This is a genomic window from Streptomyces sp. SX-6 (assembly GCF_059089585.1).
The window spans coordinates 225,723-242,856 of the sequence record NZ_JBTHHU010000003.1 but is presented as its reverse complement, the minus strand read 5'-3'; the positions used below and the strand labels follow the sequence as shown (position 1 = coordinate 242,856).

The following is a 17,134-nucleotide window of genomic DNA, read 5'->3' as shown; positions in this document are numbered from 1 at the left end:
GCGGTTCACCGTCCCCAGACTTTGCTGACGCCTCGTCAGATTCACCGACTGTGGCACCACCGCCCAGGAGCGTCAAGAAGTGCAGCGGAGCGTCAAGGAGTGCGGGCGCCCGCCCACAGCCCGTCGGGTGTGAGCCCGAGCAGCCCGATCGCGTTGCCGCGCACCACCCGCTCGACGACCTCGGGCGACAGGTGCGCCATCTGCGCCTCGGCGACCTCGCGGGAACGGGGCCAAGTGGAGTCGGAGTGCGGATAGTCGGTCTCGTACAGCACCTGCCCGGCGCCGATGGCGTCGAGGCTGCGCAGGCCGAAGGGGTCGTCGAAGAAGCAGCCGTACACATGCCCGGCGAAGAGCTCGGACGGCGGGCGCAGCACCTTGTCCGCCACCCCGCCCCAGGCGCGGTTCTCCTCCCAGACCGTGTCGGCGCGCTCCAGGAGGTAGGGGATCCAGCCGATCTGGCCCTCGGCGTACATGATCCGCAGGCCGGGGAAGCGGTCGAACTTGCCCGACAGCAGCCAGTCGGCCATCGAGAAGCAACAGTTCGCGAATGTGATGGCCGAGCTCACGGCGGGCGGGGCGTCCGGGGAGGTCGAGGGCATGTGGGACGAGGAGCCGATGTGCATGGCGACGACGGTCCCGGTCTCGTCGCAGGCGCGGAGGAAGGGGTCCCAGGCGTCGGTATGGATGGACGGCAGGCCGAGGTGGGGCGGGATCTCCGAGAAGCAGACGGCCCGTACGCCGCGTTCGGCGTTGCGCCGTACCTCCTCGGCGGCGAGGCCGGCGTCCCACAGCGGGACGATCGTCAGCGGCACGAGGCGCCCGTGCGCCGGAGCGCACCATTCCTCGACCATCCAGTCGTTGTAGGCGCGGACGCACAGCAACGCGAGCTCGCGATCGGCGGCTTCCGCGAAGGTCTGTCCACAGAAGCGCGGGAACGTCGGGAAGCAGAGCGCCGATTGGACGTGGTTGGCATCCATATCGGCCAACCGGTCGGGCACACTGTAGGAGCCGGGACGCATCTGGTCGTAGGTGATCCCTTCCAGTTTCACCTCGTCCCTGGAGAATCCGACGGCGGTATCCAGCCGCGTGAGCGGACGGTGCAAATCCTCATAGACCCACCAGTCCGCGACGGGACCGTCACTGCCCGCAGCGCCCATGCGCGGCGTGAACCTGCCGCCCGTGAACGTCATCTCCGCCACGGGAGCCCGCACGACCCGAGGTGCGATGTCGTGAAATTTCGCCGGTAGCCGGTCCCGCCAGACGCCGGGAGGCTCGACCGTGTGGTCGTCCACCGAGATTATCTTGGGGAAGCTCTCCATGCCCGTCACCGTAGCGCCGCCCTGACGCTCCGTCAGTAAACGTGTACGGCGGCCATAGGGAGGCCTTGTGGAGAGGGCTGGACCAGAGCTGACGTACGGGCCCGGAACAGGGCAGACTGACCGGTGCCACCGAGCAGGACGAGCAGGGGGTCACCATGGCCGGGGACACAGGGCACGAACAGCGATTGCGCTTCACCGTGCTCGGGCCCGTCCGCGCCTGGCGCGGCGACGAGCCGCTCCACACCGGCTCACCGCAGCAACGGGCCCTGCTGGCAGCCCTGCTGCTGCGCGGCGGGCGCACCGCCACCGCGCCCGAGCTGGTCGACGCCCTGTGGGGCGACGAACCCCCGCACGCCGCCCTCGCGGCGCTGCGCACGTACGCCTCCCGGCTGCGCAAGGCCTTCGGCCCGGACGCCGACGTCCTGGTCAGCGAGGCGGGCGGCTATGCGATGCGGGTCGGGGTGGACTGCCTCGACACCGACACCGCCGAGCGGCTGGCCGCCGAGGCCGACAAGGCCCGTGCGGCCGGCAACCGCAACCACGCCCGCGACCTGACCAACGAGGCGCTGGCCGTCTGGGACGGCGAGCCGCTCGCCGGGCTCTCCGGCCCGTTCGTCGACACCCAGCGCGCCCGCCTGGAGGAGTGGCGCCTCACGCTCCTCGAGACCCGGCTCGACCTGGACCTCGAGGTCGGCTGCCACTCCGAGGCCGTCTCCGAGCTGACCGCCCTCACCGCCGCGCACCCGCTGCGCGAGCGGCTGCGCGAGCTGCTGATGCTCGCCCTCTACCGCAGCGGACGCCAGGCCGAGGCCCTCGCCGTCTACACCGACACCCGCAGACTGCTCGCCGACGAACTGGGCGTCGACCCCACGCCCGAGCTCTCCGAGCTCCACCAGCGCATCCTCCAGGGCGACGCTGACCTCACCGTCCACTTCGCCCCGGCCGACCGCGGCCTGGCCGGGCCCTCCTTCATCCGCCCCGCCCAGCTCCCGGCGACCGTCTCCGACTTCACCGGCCGCGCCTCCTTCGTCGACGAGCTCAGCCACCAGCTCGCCACCGCCGAGGGCCGCATCATGGCCGTCTCGGCCGTCGCCGGCATCGGCGGCGTCGGCAAGACGACGCTGGCGGTGCACGTCGCCCACGCGGCACGCCAGCACTTCCCGGACGGCCAGCTCTACGTCGACCTCCAGGGCACGGGGCCGGTGGTCGCCGAGCCGGAGGCGGTGCTGGGTGCCTTCCTGCGCGCGTTGGGCGTGCCGGATACGGCGATACCGGAGGGGTTGCAGGAGCGCTCTGCCCTCTTCCGCTCCACGCTGGACGGGCGTCGCGTCCTGACGCTCCTCGACAACGCGCGTGACGCGGCGCAGGTACGGCCGTTGCTGCCGGGCAACGAGGGGTGCGCGGCGCTTGTGACGAGCCGGATCCGGATGGTGGACCTCGCCGGTGCGCATCTGGTCGACCTCGATGTGATGAGCCCCGAGGAGGCGCTGGCGTTCTTCACCCGCATCGTGGGCGAGGAGCGGGTCGGCGCCGAACGCGATGCCGCGATGGACGTCGTGGCCGCGTGCGGCTTCCTGCCGCTGGCCATCCGCATCGCCGCGTCGCGGCTTGCCGCGCGCCGCACTTGGACGGTTTCCGTTCTCGCCCGCAAACTCGGCGACGAGCGCCGGCGCCTCGACGAGCTCCGCGCGGGGGACTTGGCGGTCAAGGCGACCTTCGAGCTCGGCTACGGGCAGTTGGAGCCCGCCCAGGCCCGCGCCTTCCGTCTGCTGGGCCTGCCCGACGGCCCGGACATCTCCCTCGCGGCGGCTGCCGCCGTACTCGACCTCGGTCTCGAGGACACGGAGGAGCTGCTGGAGTCGCTCGTCGACACCTCGCTGTTGGAGTCGGCCGCGCCGGGGCGCTACCGCCTCCACGACCTCGTCCGCCTTTATGCGCGTTCTTGCGCGGAGCGCGACGAACACCCGCTGTCGCGGGAGGCCGCGATGTCGCGCCTCCTGGACTTCTACCTCGCGACGGCGGCCGGCGTATACGTCTTGGGGCGCCCGGGCGAGCAACTGCTCAAGCACCTGACGCCTACCACGCACCCCGGGCTCGTCTTCACTGACCGCGCTGCCGCGGCCGACTGGCTGTACTCCGAAGCAAGCTGCTTGTTGGCATGTGCGCGCCAGCACGCGAACTCCGCGGGCGACCCTCTGCGGAGGGCTGTGGATCTACTGCGGGCAGCGAAGGACTTGACGGAGTCGGGTGCACATTCCCGGCAGTACCAGCAGGCGGCGGTCGAGCTGCTGGCCGCGACCCAGGAAGCGGGCGAGACCCGCGCGGAGGGCCGTGCGCACACCGTGCTGACGCACGTGTACAACCTCTCGGGGAGGTTCGCCGAGGCGGATGAGCACGCCACGCACGCCGTGCGCCTCGGCCGGTCCTGCCAGGATGCCATCCCCTGCTGCTACGCGGCGAACATGCGGGGAATCAACGCCATTTACCAGCACCGCTACGAAGAGGCCGAGGCGTATATCAACGAGGCACTCTCCTGGTTCCGCAAGGACGGGAACAGCCCGGGTGCGGCCAGCGCCCTGAGCAACCTCGCCATCGTTCACAGGGACACCGGCCGTACCCAGTCCGCAGTGCAGCTCGCGGCGGAAGGCCTCTCCATCTACCGCGGTATGGACACCTGGCGACTGGCGAACGGCCTGTACACGTACGGGCTCGCGCTCTTCAGCGCCGCCAGGTACGAAGAAGCGCTCGCCCAGTTCAACGAGGCGCTCCCAATCTTCCGGGCCAACCGCCAGCGCATGTGGGAGGCTTGGACGCTCCACCGCATCGCCGACATCTACCTCGCCGTCCACGACTACGCCCAGGGTGCGACCCATGCGGAGCAGGCGCTGTCACAGATGCGTGGCATTCACGGAGACTGGCGCCGGGGCAGCGTCCTGACAGTGCTCGGCCGCTGCCTGGACGCCATCGGGCAACGCGGGCGAGCCAGTGTCTGCTGGACGGAGGCGCTGTCGGTCTTCGAGCAGCTGGGCTATGAGAAAGAGGCCGCGGAGGTCCGCGAATTACTGGCGATGGCCGCCGTCTGACCGCAGCACGGCCCGAGCAACCGCCGGATCAGCGCTATCACGTGCCCGTTCATCGATCGTTTATCGGCGCACGTCATTCTCAATACATCGATCCGTCGCGTCGGGGGGCAGACGGGTCGTGGGAGAGGCAGTAGACCGATGCCTCCCCCTTCAGGGGGGACCAGCCCTGACAAGCCCATCCGGCGATCCTCGGGGGAGTCGCCGGGTGGGCTCTGTAGTCCCCGCCGTACCATGCGACTCGCACTGATCCAACGGAGTTGAACATGAGCGACGAGAACATCATCAAGCCCATCGTGGCCCTGCCACAGGACGAGCACGCCGGGGGAACCACCGGTCTTGCCCAGCCGCCCCTCAAGCCGAAGGGCGACAAGGGCGACGGCACGCCCATCATCACCCAGGACGAGCACGCGGGCTCCGAGCCCTTCTGAGCCGCTTCCGTTGCATGGCGGTTAAAGCACTCGCAACAGCTCGGCCGGGAGCCTCTGTTCAATACGGGGGACGGGCTCCCGGCCATTCCAAGCCGTAGGACGGAAAAGCACTCTTCGCACGGGGGACCGGGGGACAGCGAGAGGCAGCCCTACGCACAGCGGGGCCGTCGTCGACGACACGGAGGGGAAGCCGTCGATGTCGGCCCCTGCGGCCTGCGCGCCGCGCCATCGAGCCGGACGCGCACGTATCACGCCACGATCCACTCGGTGCCGGCCCGAGTTCTGCACGCACGATCAACAGCCGGATATATCCAGCGCCAAGCGCAAAACCCCCGAGCAAGAGGAGTCACCATGACACACTCCAAGCTGCCTCGCGCGAAGAAGGCCATAGCCGTTATCACTCTCGCCGCAGCTGCAACGGTCCTCGGCGCCGTGTCGGCCTCCGCCGACGACCACGCGGGTTGGCACACCAACCACGTGCTCGACGACCACGCGGGTGCCACCCCGGCCAGCACGAATGACGACCACGCCGGTCTGGGCATGGCTCCGGCCGACGACCACGTGAGCTGACCTCTTCATCACGCGCGACTCGGCCCTCCCGTGCCCGTCACGGGAGGGCCGACGCATACCCAGAACTACCCTTGCCGCAACCGCCCCTTCATCACCTTCCCCACCGCATTGCGCGGCAATTCCCCCACGAACTCCACCACCCGCGGCACCTTGTAATTCGCCATCTCCCGCCGCGCCCACGCAATCAGCTCCTCGCCGGTGAGCGCCGCCCCCGCACCCGACCGCACCACGTACGCTTTCCCCACCTCCCCCAGCCGTGCATCCGGCATGCCCACCACCGCGGCTTCCGCGACGCCCGGATGCCGGGACAGCATGCGCTCGATCTCGGCGGGATACGCGTTGAAGCCACCCACGACGAACATGTCCTTGATGCGGTCGGTGACCCGAAGATTGCCGTGAGGGCTCAGCACCCCCACGTCACCCGTGTGCAACCACCCATCCTCATCGATCACTTCACGCGTGGCGGCAGGATCCTCGAAGTACCCGGACATCACCTGGTATCCGCGTACCAGGATCTCCCCGTCCTCCCCCACCCTCACCTCCGTGTCCGGAATCGGGCGCCCCGACGTATGGGCAACTACGTCAGCCGGATCGTCGCGACGGCACATCGTCACCACACCCGTGGCCTCGCTCATGCCGTACGCGGTGAGCACCACCGGCACACCCAGCTCGTCCCGCAACCGGTCGATCAGCACAGGCGGCACCGCAGCCGCACCGGTCACCACCACCCGCAGCGAGGAAAGGTCGTGCGACGCCCGCGCCGGATGGTCGAGGAGTGACTGGAACAGGGCCGGCGGGCCGGGCAGAACGGAGATCCGTTCACCCTCGATGAGCGCCAGAACCGCATCCGCGTCGAACACGCTCAACGGCACCATCGTCACGCCGCGCATCAGCGAGGCCAGCACACCCGCCTTGTAACCGAACGTGTGAAAGAACGGGTTGACCATCAGATAGCGGTCCCCCGCCTCCAGGCCGACCACCTCACTCCACACCCCGAACGCCCGCAGGGTCTGCGCATGGCTGACGACCGCGCCCTTCGGCTCGCCTGTCGTCCCGGACGTGAAGATGATGTCCGAGGGAGCATCGGAAGCCACAGCAACCTCACGCTCATTTCCACCCCCCTTGAGGAATTGCTGCCACGTACGGAACTCCGCAGGCGCCACATCAGCCAGGACGACCACATCACGCAAGTGCGGCAGCTTTCCCGCCGCGGCCTGCCGCAGGGCGGCGACGTAGGACGTACCGAGAAAGGTCCCGGTCACGAACAGCAGCCGGGCCCGCGTCCGTTCCAGCACCCGCACCGCTTCGGCGCCCTTGAAGCGCGTATTGATCGGGACCAGCACCGCGCCCGCGCTCACGGCGCCCAGACTCGCCACGATCCAGTCCATGCTGTTGGGCGCCCAGACGGCCACCCGGTCCCCCACCCGCACCCCACTCGCCACGCACGCGGCAGCGGCGCGCTCCACGCGGGCACCGAGGGCGGCGTAGGTGATCCGCGTACGTCCGTCCACGACGGCCTCGCGGTCGCCGTACCGCTCAACGGCTTTGCGCAGCAAGCACGGTATGGAGCCGAACTCCAGATCGGCACGCATCACAGGAACCCACCTCCCTGACGATCCGTCAGATTAGCGATACCCTCCAACGCTGTCAGCAGTACCGACGCCACCACGGAGGCAGCGGTGAGGCTCAAGGACGCGACGGCGATCGTCGGCATCGGCCAGACCCCGTTTGCCAGGCGCCTCCCGGAATCCGAGAAGACCCTGGCGTGCAAGGCCATCCTCATGGCCCTCGCGGACGCGGGCATTCACCCATCCCAAGTGGACGCATTCGCCTCGTACACCATGGAGGAGACGGACGAGGTGGAAGTCGCCAAGGCAATCGGCGCGGGCGACCTGACATTTTTCTCCAAGGTCGGCTACGGCGGCGGAGGTTCCTGTGCGACCGTCGCCCACCTCGCCGCGGCCATAGCCGCCGGACAGGCGACCGTCGGCGTCGCCTGGCGCTCGCGCAAACGGGGTTCCGGGCCACGGCCTTGGACGGGCGCCACGCAACTCCCCACCCCCGCGCAATGGACGCGCCCCTTCGGGCTGCTCCGCCCAGTGGACGAAATCGCCATGCTGGCCCGCCGCTATATGCACGAATACGGCGCGACCCGCGAGCACCTCTTCAACGTGGCCGCCGCCTGCCGCGCGCACGCCCACCGCAACCCCGCCGCCATCATGCACGGCCGCCCGCTGACCCGCGAGGCCTATATGACCTCGCGCTGGATCAGCGAACCACTCTGTCTCTTCGACAACTGCCTGGAATCCGACGGAGCTCTCGCCTGCGTCGTGGTCGCGGCCGACCGCTCCCGCGACTACCGGCACCGTCCCGCCTACATCCACGCAACGGCACAGTCGCTGCCCGCCCAGCATCACGGCATGGTCAATTACTGGACGGACGATCCGCTCAAGGGGCCTTCCTGGACCGCAGCCCAACACCTCTGGGAGCAAGCCGACTTCGGACCCCAGGACATCGACGTCGCCCAGATCTACGACGCCTTCACCCCCCTCATCCCGCTCTCCCTCGAGGGCTACGGCTTCTGCGCCCGCGGCGAAGGCGCGGCCTTCACCGAGAACGGCGCCCTCGAAATCGGCGGACGACTGCCGGTCAACACAAGCGGCGGCGGACTCAGCGAGGCCTACGTCCATGGCTTCAACCTCATCACGGAGGGCGTGAGACAGCTGCGCGGCACATCGACGGCACAAGTGCCCGACGCCTCAACCTGCCTGGTCACGGCGGGCGAAGGAGTCCCCACCTCGGCCCTGCTCCTCAGGAGGTAATCGTGCTCCTGCCCATCCCCGACCAGGACAGCGCGCCCTTCTGGGAATTCACCGCCCGCGGGGAACTGCGGATCCAGACCTGCGCCTCCTGCCGCACTCCTCGCTTTCCGCCCCGCCCTTGCTGTCCGCGCTGCCAGTCCTTCGCCGACGGATGGCGGCTGTCGGACGGCTGCGGCCACATCTGGTCGTACGTCATCGCACACCCGCCTCTCCTCCCCGAATACGAGCAACTCGCGCCGTACAACGTCGCGCTGGTCGAGCTCACCGACCCGCCCGGAATCCGCCTCGTCGGAAACGTCCTGGCAGACCCGCTCACCCACCTCCGGATAGGGGCACCGGTGAGGGTCGCTTTCTCCAAGGTCTCCCCGGAATTCACCGTCCCCGTCTGGATCCTGGAGGAGCGGTAAGGATGGCCATCCGCACCGAACAGCAGCCCAATGGGGTGGCAACGGTCATCCTGGACGAGCCGGCCCGCCACCACGCAATAGACCTTTCAACTGCCGTCCGTCTCATGCGCATATGGCAGCGGCTGCGGTCCGACGAATCCGTCAAGGCCATCGTCCTCACCGCAACAGGCGACAAGGCCTTCTGCACCGGAATCGACCGCTCGGCGCAGGTGCCCCAGCCGCCGTCCCCCTATTCTCTGAACGACCCGCTCCTCACCATCGGCCCCAAGGCAAATGACCTCTGGAAGCCGGTCATTGCCGCGGTCAACGGCATGGCGTGCGGCGGGGCGTTCTATCTGCTCGGGGAATGCGAGTTCATCATCGCGTCGGAGAACGCCACGTTCTTCGACCCGCACACCACCTACGGCATGGTCAGCGCCTACGAGGCCATCGCCATGGCGCAGCGGATGCCGTTCGGCGAGGTGGCCCGTATGGCGCTCACGGGCGCGGCGGAGCGTATTTCGGCCCAACGGGCCCATTCCATCGGCCTGGTGTCGGAAGTGACTCCGGCGCATCCCCTCGCCACAGCGCTCCGCATCGCCGCCGAGATCGCCTCGTACCCGTCCGACGCGACCCAGGGCACCGTACGGGCGCTGTGGGCAGCGCAGGAGGCGGCGCGCGCGCATGCGTATGCGCTGGCGCCGCACCTCATCGCCCTGGGCAACGCACCGGCCGCCGCCCAGGCGACGCTGTTCGCCGGCCGCTCGCGCGACCACCGCACACGTTGACGCGCCAACCGGCTAACGACGGGTCTGGCCGGTGCCCTTGGCCGCGTCGAGCGCGTACACGCAGCGGTCCTTGCTGCACGCGTACACCACACCGCTCTTGACCACGGGCGAGCCCGTGATCTCGCCTCCGGTGGCGAGCTTCCAGCGCAGTTGGCCGCCTCCGGCGTCGAGGGTGTAGAGGCAGTGGTCGGCGGCGCCGAAGTGGACGCGTCCGTCGGCGACGACGGGCGAGCCGACCACGTCACCGCCGGCGGCGAAGCGCCAGCGGGGCGTGCCCGTCACGGCGTCGAGCGTGTACAGCGCGCCGCCACTGCCGAGGTGGACCAGGCCGTTGGCCACCAGCACCGGCTCCGTGGACTGCCGTCCCTCGGTCGCGATGCGCCAGCGCTCGCGTCCGGAGGCGGCGTCCAGGGCGTAGACGGTGCCGAGGTAGTCGGCGGCGTAGACGCCGCCGGCCGCGAAGGCGGGCGGGCTCAGGAAGACGGCCGGTGCTTCGAAGCGCCAGCGCACATCGCCGCGGACCATGTCGATGGCCAACACCCGTGTCCCTGCGGACACATAGGCCACCCCGTCACCGCCGACCACGACCCGTACCGGCACTCCGCCGCACGCCGCGGTGTCGCCGACCGGGTACGACCAGCGCTCGGCGCCCGTACGGGCCTCGAGGGCCCGCAGCCGGGCGTCGGACCATACGAACACCATGCCGTCGTGCAGGGCGGGGCCGCAGTCGGGGGTCTCGAAGTCCGTCTGGAGGCCCGTCGACTCCCACAGGAGCTCGCCGGTGGCGGCCTCCCAGGCCTGTACGCCGCCGCCACGGGTGCCGGTGACGACCGTGCCGCGGTCGGCCTTGAGGGAGTAGACCCAGCCGTCCGTGGAGAGCCGCCAGCGCTCGGTGCCGTCGGCGGCGTCGAGGGCGTACAGCGTCGGGCCGTCGGAGGCGTGTATGCGGCCGTCGGCGACGGCCATCGCCCAGGCGACGTCGCGGGTCTTGAACTGCCGCCGCCCGCTGGCCACATCGAGCGCGTGCACCTCGAACGAGGTGACGTACAGCAGGTCGTCACCGACGACAGGGGTGCCCCACACGTCGTTGGACATGCGGAACCGCCAGGGCCGCCACCGGCCGGGGTCGGCCTGCGGGGGTGGGGGCGGAGCCGCGGGGTCGACGGTGGACGGTGCGGGGGCCTGCGCCGGGACCACGGCGGACGCCCCGGACGTCACCGGAGGCCGTACCCACCCGCTGGCACCTGCGGCACCCACGGGCACCTGCGGCTCACGCGTATCGGCGACGCGCGGCCCGGGCCCGATCGGCACCTGCGAGCCGGGGAAGCGGACGGACCCGTCCTCGGCGTGAGCGGGAGCGGGCACCGGAGCGGGAGCGGGCACGGGAGCAGGGGCGGCGTGCCGACCGTGCGCACCGCCACCGCCACCGCCGCTGCTGAGCCCGCCCCGCGGGTCTGCCGCTCCGGTGGCCCGCGAGGGACGCTCGGCGTGCGGCTTGTACGCGGGAGCGGGACCGGGAGCAGGGGCGGGAGCAGGGGGCGCGGAGACTCGGGAGGGCGCGGGCGGCGGGGCGCTCACGGCGCGGTTCCCGGCGCGGCGCTGCTCGATGAGCGAGACCGCGTTGTCGGGCAGCCATGCGGAGGCCGTGCCGCTGTCGTCGCCGCCACCGGAGGCGAACAGGTGCGGGGCGAGCTGTGCCTGCAGATCGGCCGGGCTGGGCCGGTGCTCGGCCGCCATCTGCATGCAGGAGTCGATGAGGGGGCGCAGCTCGTCGGGGAGGCCGCTGAGGTCCGGACCCTCCCGGAGCAGCATGAAGACCGTCTCCACCGGGTTGACGCCGTGGTAGGGCGCATGGCCGGTCGCGGCGAACACGAGCGTCGACGCCAGCGAGAACACGTCGCTCGCGCCCGTCACGCTGCGGGAGTCCCGGGCCTGCTCGGGTGACATGTACGCGGGCGTACCGACGGCGACGTTGGTCATGGTCAGCCGGGTGTTGGAGACGCCGGAGGCGATGCCGAAGTCGATCACACGCGGCCCGTCCTCGACGACGAGGACGTTCGAGGGCTTGAGGTCGCGGTGCACGAGCCCGGCGCCGTGGATGGACTGCAGCGCCTCGGCGATACCAGCGGCGAGCCAGCGCACTGCCTGGGCCGGCAGGGGGCCGCACTCGTTGACGATCTCCTCGAGCGAGGGCGCGGGCACATACGCGGTCGCCAGCCAGGGCACGGCGGCACGGGGGTCGGCGTCGACGACCGCGGCGGTGTAGAAGCCGCTGACCGCGCGGGCAGCTTCCACCTCACGGGTGAAGCGGACACGGAAGAGCTGGTCCTCGGCGAGCTCCGTGCGCACCGTCTTGATCGCCACGCGCCGGCCGGAAGCCGAGCGGGCGAGATAGACCAGTCCCATGCCGCCGGCACCGAGACGAGCGAGCACCTCGAACGGGCCGATCCGTCTCGGGTCGTGCTGCGTCAGCTGCTCCACCTGGCCTGCCACCTCCCCGTAGGGGCTCGAAGGATTCCAGCCCCGTGCAGCGTCTCACCGCGAATTATCCCGGGGTACGCACCCTGATTCTCCCTGGCGACGGCCGTGGTTGCGAACCCGGGGCGTGCCCGGCCGTGTCCTCACCGTGGGCAAAACCTTCAGCCCGCGTCGGCGGACTGCCCTTGACCTGCGCGGGAGAGGTCGATGACGGCGAAGTCGGCACCCTGATTGTCGGTCAGCACGGCAATCCGCCCGTACGGGGTGTCCTTGGGCTGGCGCCGGACACGGCCGTGCAGCTGGACCACCGTGTAGGCGGCGGTGTCGCAATCGTCGACAACGAAGTAGACGAGGAAGTGCGGTGGCATCTCGGCGGGGAAGCCGTCGGGGGAGCTGTCGTCCATGACGGCCCGGCCGCCTACGGCGTACTCGGGGCCGGGCGGTCTCCCGGCGGGTGTCCAGACGGCGTAGCCGATGCCCGCCTGGTCGCTGATGTCGTGGGAGGCGAGCCCGAACACGTTCTCGTAGAAGGCGTCGACGGCCTTGGCGTCCCGGGTGTAGACCTCGGTCCAGCCGTACGAGCCGGGTTCGCCGCGCTGCTCGAAGCCCGGGTGGGTGCCGGCCTGCCAGACGCCGAAGACGGCGCCCGCGGGGTCCGCGGCGACGAGCACGACGCCCTGGTCGCCGATCGCGGTAGGGCCGGTGACGAGCTGCCCGCCAGCGGCCCGGATCCGCCCGGCGGTGGCGGCGGCGTCGGGGGAGGAGAAGTAGACGCACCAGGCGGTCGGCATACGGCCGTCCGTCTTGGCCACCAGTGCGGCGACTCTGTTGCCGTCGTGGCGTGCCTGGACGTACTGTCCCGGGCCGGAGCCGGAGCCGCCTTCCGGTTCCGCTTCCGGTTCCGCTTCCGCGAAGGTCCAGCCGAACAGTTCGCCGTAGAAGCGCTTGCCGGCCTCGAGATCGGGCAGCATGACATCCGCCCAGCACGGTGCCGTTCCCGGCGCTCCATCCGTGGCTGCGCTCATGACGCCCGTCTCCTTCCGCGCGAATTCCGCGCGAACTGCTCGGCTCGCTGCTCGGCTCGCGAACTGCCCGGCCGGGGCAATGCGTTCCGGCGTGATCCGGCAGTGATCCGTCCGTGATCTCGCCGCGGATCTCACCGCGCTCCAAGAGCCACGGTATAGCTGGTTCGCGTTTCCCGCCCGGGCTGCGGACAACCGGGGGAAGGCGGAGGAAACGGGAACGGCGAAGGGCATTGTCCACAGCTTGTTGATAAGACGATTCACCGGTACGGGCCAATCCGCACGGCCTCTCTTCCCAGCCCTCAGAACCGCCTCTGAGCTGCACGTACACCCCATTTCACACCCCCGCCCCCATTTGCATGCGGCCGAATCGCGCTCCGATCACCCCTCGGTAAGCTGACGGCATGACAGGACAAGTACGCACCGTCGACGGCCGGGTGGCCGGTCGGCGCGGCCAGGCGACGCGGCAGAAGCTGCTCGACTGCCTCAGCGAAATGCTCAGCTCGTCGCCCTACCGCGACGTCAAGGTCATCGACGTCGCGCGCAGGGCGGGCACCTCGCCCGCGACCTTCTACCAGTACTTCCCCGACGTCGAGGGTGCGGTGCTCGAAATCGCCGAGGAGGTGGCGAAGGAGGGCGCGGGCCTCACGGAACTCGTGGCCGGACGGTCCTGGGCCGGCAAGGCCGGCTGGCAGGCGGCCGAGGAACTGGTCGACGGTTTCCTCGACTTCTGGCGCACGAACGACGCGATCCTGCGCGTCATCGATCTCGGGGCGGCCGAAGGGGACAAGCGGTTCTACAAGATCCGCATGAAGATCCTCAACGCCGTCACCAACTCCCTGACGGACTCCGTCAAGGAGCTCAAGTCCAAGGGCAAGGTGGACAAGGACGTCAACCCCGCCGCGGTCGCGGGCTCCCTCGTCGCGATGCTCGCGGCGGTGGCCTCGCACCAGAAGGGCTTCCAGAGCTGGGGCGTCAAGCAGGCCGAGCTCAAGCCGAATCTCGCCCTGCTCGTGCACCTGGGGATCACGGGCAAGAAGCCGACGAGGTAGCGGCGCGCACGTCCTGTCATCGCGGCGGCGGACCGGCCGGCCCCGGCCGACCGGTCCGCCGCGGCACAACTCGGCGGGCGGGCAACCCCGTTGCGTGCGCCCACCTGCCTACGCAGCCACCCTCCGCTCCAGGCGGAACAGCCGGATCCTCCGCTCCAGACGCGCCTGATAGCGCGCGTACGGCGGCCAGAACGCCACCACCGCCCGCCATGCCTCCTCCCGCTCCGCACCGCTCAACAGCCGTGCGCGGACGGGGATGTCACGCCCCTGGCGGCTGATCTCCGCATCGGGATGCGCCAGCAGATTGGCGGTCCACGCCGGATGCGCGGGCCGGCCGAAGTTGCTGCCGACCAGAACCCAGCTGCGCTCCGTACCGCTCGCATCGCCCGCATCGCGCTCCGGCATGCACGCGAGGGGTGTACGCCGGGGCGCACCACTCTTCGCACCGGTCGCCGTCAGAACGACGCTCGGCAGCATCCGGGCGCTGAGGAGCACCCTGCCGCCCGTCAACCGGTGCACGGTGTCGTCCAGGGCAGGGATGACATACGGCGCGACTTTGACGAACACCCGGCTGGTGGACACCTTTTGAACGATGCGCCCCACGGTGCTCGTGGCGGGGGATGCCATCACAACACCACCGTCTCACGGTTCACGCCGGTGTCGAGGCTGGCGTCGAAGAGCCCCGCCGTGTCGGCAGCACGCGCACGCAACTGGTGCACTGGGCCGAACATCAACTCATCGGACGCGGCCCGCTTGAAGTAGAGCTGCACATCGTGCTCCCACGTCACCCCGATGCCGCCGTGCAGCTGGATCGCCTGACCGGTGACCACGCGCTGCGTCTCCAGCGCCTGCGCGAGCGCGAGGCCCGCGATTGCGGGTGTCCCTGGCGGCTGTTTTCCGAGAGCCCAGGCCGCGTAGTACGCCGCGGAACGGGCGGCGTGCACGGCGACGTAGAGGTCGGCCAGGCGGTGCTTGACCGCCTGGAACGAGCCGATGGGACGGCCGAATTGCTCGCGTACGCGTACGTGAGCGACGGTGCGCTCCAGGGCTCGGTCGGCCGCCCCCACCGCCTCCGCCGCGAGCATGGCGGCGAACGTCGTGCCGGTGGCGGCCAGCGCCCTGCGCACGGCATCCGCGTCCGGGGGCCCCAGGGGCTCGGCCACCATGTCCCGCAGCTCGACGCGGGCCTGTGGGCGGGTCTCGTCCAGTGTGGTGAGCCGGGCGCGGGTCACGCCGGGCGTACGCTCCGGGCGTACGACGAACAGCAGGGTGTGGCTGCGGGCGTACCCCCCGGCGTGCGCGCCGACGAGCAGCAGGCCCGCACTGTGCCCGTCCGGCACCTGCCGGGCGGCACCGTAGAGGCGCCAGCCGTCGTCGGTGCGCCGTGCCTGTACGCCGCCCGCACGGCCACCGCCGGCCCAGCCGCCGTCGTTCGGGCCGGTGAGCGCGAGGGCGGTCGGCAGGGCGCCGTCGGGCACCGCCAGGGTGCCGGTCAGGCGGCCGGAGGCGAGGTCCGGCAGCAGCAGGGCGCGCTGGGCGTCCGTGCCCAGGGCGGTGACGAGCGGGATCGCCAGTCCGGCGGTCGCCGACAGCGGTGACGGCAGCAGGAACCTGCCCGTCTCCTCGCAGGCGAGGGCGAGTTCGGTGGGGCCGCACCCCACGCCCCCGTACTGGTGCTCCACCGCCAGCCCCGGCAGCCCCAGTTGTCCCGCGAGTTGCTGCCACAGCCGCTCGTCCCAGCCGGGCGGCCGGCCTGCCGCCGCCCTGACGTCGTCCGGACCGCAGTGTTTGAGCAGCAGTTCGTGCAGGGTGCGCTGGATCTCGCGCTGTTCACGGCTCAGTCCGGCATCCACGGTGGACCCCCTCACGGCCTCGAGGGGCCGCATATTAGGGAGTCGCACCGCACTTTCCCATACTCCCCCACGGCATTGCCTGATGTACCGTCAGATTCATGGGACCGGGTACCCGCAAGGTCGCCGTCGTCGGTGTGGCCCTCTCGGACTGCGGCCGTCTCGACGCCGCCACGCCCCACGGCCTGCACGCCCAGGCGGCCCGCCGCGCCCTCGCCGACTCGGGGCTCGACCGGTCCGTCGTCGACGGTTTCGCCTCGGCGGGGCTCGGCACGCTCGCGCCCGTCGAGGTCGCGGAGTACCTGGGGCTGCGGCCGTCCTGGGTCGACTCGACGTCCGTGGGCGGCTCGACGTGGGAGGTCATGGCCGCGCACGCGGCCAATGCCATCGCCGCCGGGCACGCGAACGCCGTCCTGCTGGTCTACGGTTCGACCGCGCGCGCGGACCTCAAGGCCGGACGCCGCACCGCGAATCTCTCCTTCGGCGCGAGCGGCCCCCTCCAGTTCGAAGTGCCCTACGGGCACACGCTCATCGCCAAGTACGCGATGGCCGCACGGCGTCACATGCACCAGTACGGCACCACGATCGAGCAGTTGGCCGACATCGCCGTCCAGGCCCGCGCGAACGCCGCCCACAACCCGCACGCCCTGTACCGGTCCCCGCTCACCGTCGACGACGTCCTCGGCAGCCCGGTGATCGCCGACCCGTTCACCAAACTGCACTGCTGCGTACGGTCGGACGGCGGCTGCGCCGTCCTGCTGGCAGGTGCGGAGTACGCGCCGGATGCGGCCAAACCACCCGTGTGGGTGGCCGGTACGGGCACAGCTGTGTCGCATTCCGCGATGTCGGAGTGGCCGGACTTCACCGTCTCCCCGGCAGCCGTTTCGGGGCGGCAGGCCTTCGAGCGGGCAGGTGTCACGCCGCAGGACATCGAAGTGGCCGAACTGTACGACGCGTTCACCTACATGACCCTGGTGACGCTCGAGGACCTCGGCTTCTGCGCGAAGGGCGAGGGGGGCGCGTTCGCGGCGGGAGGCCGGCTGACCGTGGACGGCGACCTGCCCGTCAACACGGACGGCGGAGGCCTGTCCGCGTGCCACCCCGGCATGCGCGGGCTGTTCCTGCTCGTCGAGGCGGTACGGCAGTTGCGCGGCGAGGCGGACGAGGGACGCCAGGTCCGCAGGCGCGGCGGACAGCTGCCCCGGCTCGCCGTCGCGTCGGGGACGGGCGGCTGGTTCTGCTCGTCGGGAACGGTGATCCTGGCGCGCGACTGACGCCGCTGACACCGCTAACACCACTGTCCGGCTCGGTCGTGATGGGATGGTGCACATGAATG

General features: G+C 70.6%; 14 protein-coding genes. 8 read left to right on the top strand and 6 right to left on the bottom strand.

The window, feature by feature from the left end; genetic code table 11:
* Window positions 1-92: 92 nt before the first annotated feature.
* Window positions 93-1,319: an amidohydrolase family protein gene (locus tag ACV530_RS05255; protein ID WP_494331037.1), complete on the bottom strand. Its 1,227-nt coding sequence runs from the start codon at window positions 1,317-1,319 to the stop codon at window positions 93-95.
* Window positions 1,320-1,474: 155 nt separating this feature from the next.
* On the opposite strand from ACV530_RS05255, the gene afsR reads away from it, so the two are divergent.
* The 3 genes from afsR (at window position 1,475) to ACV530_RS05240 (ending at window position 5,400) form a co-directional block, all read left to right on the top strand.
* On the top strand, window positions 1,475-4,402 hold the full coding sequence (afsR, locus tag ACV530_RS05250) for an SARP-family global regulator AfsR (RefSeq protein WP_494331036.1): 2,928 nt from the start codon (window positions 1,475-1,477) through the stop codon (window positions 4,400-4,402).
* 263 nt (window positions 4,403-4,665) lie between these two features.
* Window positions 4,666-4,830, top strand: coding sequence for a hypothetical protein (locus ACV530_RS05245; protein ID WP_494331035.1), 165 nt, complete (start codon window positions 4,666-4,668; stop codon window positions 4,828-4,830).
* Between the two features lie 351 nt (window positions 4,831-5,181).
* Window positions 5,182-5,400, top strand: a complete 219-nt coding sequence (locus tag ACV530_RS05240) for a hypothetical protein (protein ID WP_494331034.1) — start codon at window positions 5,182-5,184, stop codon at window positions 5,398-5,400.
* Between the two features lie 65 nt (window positions 5,401-5,465).
* Here ACV530_RS05240 and ACV530_RS05235 read toward each other — a convergent pair whose 3' ends face one another.
* Complete coding sequence (locus ACV530_RS05235) at window positions 5,466-6,992, bottom strand: FadD3 family acyl-CoA ligase (RefSeq protein ID WP_494331033.1); 1,527 nt, start codon at window positions 6,990-6,992, stop codon at window positions 5,466-5,468.
* Between the two features lie 87 nt (window positions 6,993-7,079).
* Here ACV530_RS05235 and ACV530_RS05230 point away from each other — a divergent pair, with 87 nt between their 5' ends.
* Genes ACV530_RS05230 through ACV530_RS05220 form a run of 3 tightly spaced genes read left to right on the top strand, consistent with a single transcriptional unit; the run spans window position 7,080 to window position 9,396 of the window.
* The gene (locus ACV530_RS05230) at window positions 7,080-8,222 is read left to right on the top strand and encodes a lipid-transfer protein (RefSeq protein WP_494331032.1); all 1,143 of its coding nucleotides are present in this window, start codon (window positions 7,080-7,082) and stop codon (window positions 8,220-8,222) included.
* A 2-nt stretch (window positions 8,223-8,224) separates the two neighbouring features.
* Window positions 8,225-8,629: a Zn-ribbon domain-containing OB-fold protein gene (locus ACV530_RS05225; protein ID WP_494331031.1), complete on the top strand. Its 405-nt coding sequence runs from the start codon at window positions 8,225-8,227 to the stop codon at window positions 8,627-8,629.
* Between the two features lie 2 nt (window positions 8,630-8,631).
* On the top strand, window positions 8,632-9,396 hold the full coding sequence (locus tag ACV530_RS05220) for an enoyl-CoA hydratase/isomerase family protein (protein WP_494331030.1): 765 nt from the start codon (window positions 8,632-8,634) through the stop codon (window positions 9,394-9,396).
* A 12-nt stretch (window positions 9,397-9,408) separates the two neighbouring features.
* On the opposite strand, the gene afsK is transcribed toward ACV530_RS05220, so the two are convergent.
* Both afsK and kbpA read right to left on the bottom strand, forming a co-directional pair.
* Complete coding sequence (gene afsK, locus ACV530_RS05215; protein ID WP_494331029.1) at window positions 9,409-11,877, bottom strand: protein serine/threonine kinase AfsK; 2,469 nt, start codon at window positions 11,875-11,877, stop codon at window positions 9,409-9,411.
* Between the two features lie 158 nt (window positions 11,878-12,035).
* Window positions 12,036-12,899, bottom strand: a complete 864-nt coding sequence (gene kbpA / locus ACV530_RS05210) for an AfsK-binding protein KbpA (RefSeq protein ID WP_494331028.1) — start codon at window positions 12,897-12,899, stop codon at window positions 12,036-12,038.
* Window positions 12,900-13,300: 401 nt separating this feature from the next.
* Between kbpA and ACV530_RS05205 the strand changes: the two genes are divergently transcribed.
* Window positions 13,301-13,948 carry a TetR/AcrR family transcriptional regulator gene (locus ACV530_RS05205; protein ID WP_494331027.1) on the top strand — a complete coding sequence of 216 codons (648 nt, stop codon included), beginning with the start codon at window positions 13,301-13,303 and terminating at the stop codon, window positions 13,946-13,948.
* A 108-nt stretch (window positions 13,949-14,056) separates the two neighbouring features.
* On the opposite strand, the gene ACV530_RS05200 is transcribed toward ACV530_RS05205, so the two are convergent.
* Window positions 14,057-14,575: a nitroreductase family deazaflavin-dependent oxidoreductase gene (locus ACV530_RS05200; protein WP_494331026.1), complete on the bottom strand. Its 519-nt coding sequence runs from the start codon at window positions 14,573-14,575 to the stop codon at window positions 14,057-14,059.
* Window positions 14,575-15,801: an acyl-CoA dehydrogenase family protein gene (locus ACV530_RS05195; protein ID WP_494331025.1), complete on the bottom strand. Its 1,227-nt coding sequence runs from the start codon at window positions 15,799-15,801 to the stop codon at window positions 14,575-14,577. Before ACV530_RS05195 ends, ACV530_RS05200 begins: the two co-directional genes overlap by 1 nt.
* Before the next feature lie 98 nt (window positions 15,802-15,899).
* Between ACV530_RS05195 and ACV530_RS05190 the strand changes: the two genes are divergently transcribed.
* Window positions 15,900-17,072: a thiolase C-terminal domain-containing protein gene (locus ACV530_RS05190; protein WP_494331024.1), complete on the top strand. Its 1,173-nt coding sequence runs from the start codon at window positions 15,900-15,902 to the stop codon at window positions 17,070-17,072.
* Window positions 17,073-17,134: the final 62 nt, after the last annotated feature.

What these genes read in the sequence shown, in the direction of transcription:
- ACV530_RS05255 (WP_494331037.1), bottom strand. Translation starts at nt 1,319, where the DNA reads ATGGAGAGCTTCCCCAAGATAATCTCGGTGGACGACCACACGGTCGAG.
- afsR (WP_494331036.1), top strand. Translation starts at nt 1,475, where the DNA reads ATGGCCGGGGACACAGGGCACGAACAGCGATTGCGCTTCACCGTGCTC.
- ACV530_RS05245 (WP_494331035.1), top strand. Translation starts at nt 4,666, where the DNA reads ATGAGCGACGAGAACATCATCAAGCCCATCGTGGCCCTGCCACAGGAC.
- ACV530_RS05240 (WP_494331034.1), top strand. Translation starts at nt 5,182, where the DNA reads ATGACACACTCCAAGCTGCCTCGCGCGAAGAAGGCCATAGCCGTTATC.
- ACV530_RS05235 (WP_494331033.1), bottom strand. Translation starts at nt 6,992, where the DNA reads ATGCGTGCCGATCTGGAGTTCGGCTCCATACCGTGCTTGCTGCGCAAA.
- ACV530_RS05220 (WP_494331030.1), top strand. Translation starts at nt 8,632, where the DNA reads ATGGCCATCCGCACCGAACAGCAGCCCAATGGGGTGGCAACGGTCATC.
- kbpA (WP_494331028.1), bottom strand. Translation starts at nt 12,899, where the DNA reads ATGAGCGCAGCCACGGATGGAGCGCCGGGAACGGCACCGTGCTGGGCG.
- ACV530_RS05205 (WP_494331027.1), top strand. Translation starts at nt 13,301, where the DNA reads ATGACAGGACAAGTACGCACCGTCGACGGCCGGGTGGCCGGTCGGCGC.
- ACV530_RS05200 (WP_494331026.1), bottom strand. Translation starts at nt 14,575, where the DNA reads ATGGCATCCCCCGCCACGAGCACCGTGGGGCGCATCGTTCAAAAGGTG.
- ACV530_RS05190 (WP_494331024.1), top strand. Translation starts at nt 15,900, where the DNA reads ATGGGACCGGGTACCCGCAAGGTCGCCGTCGTCGGTGTGGCCCTCTCG.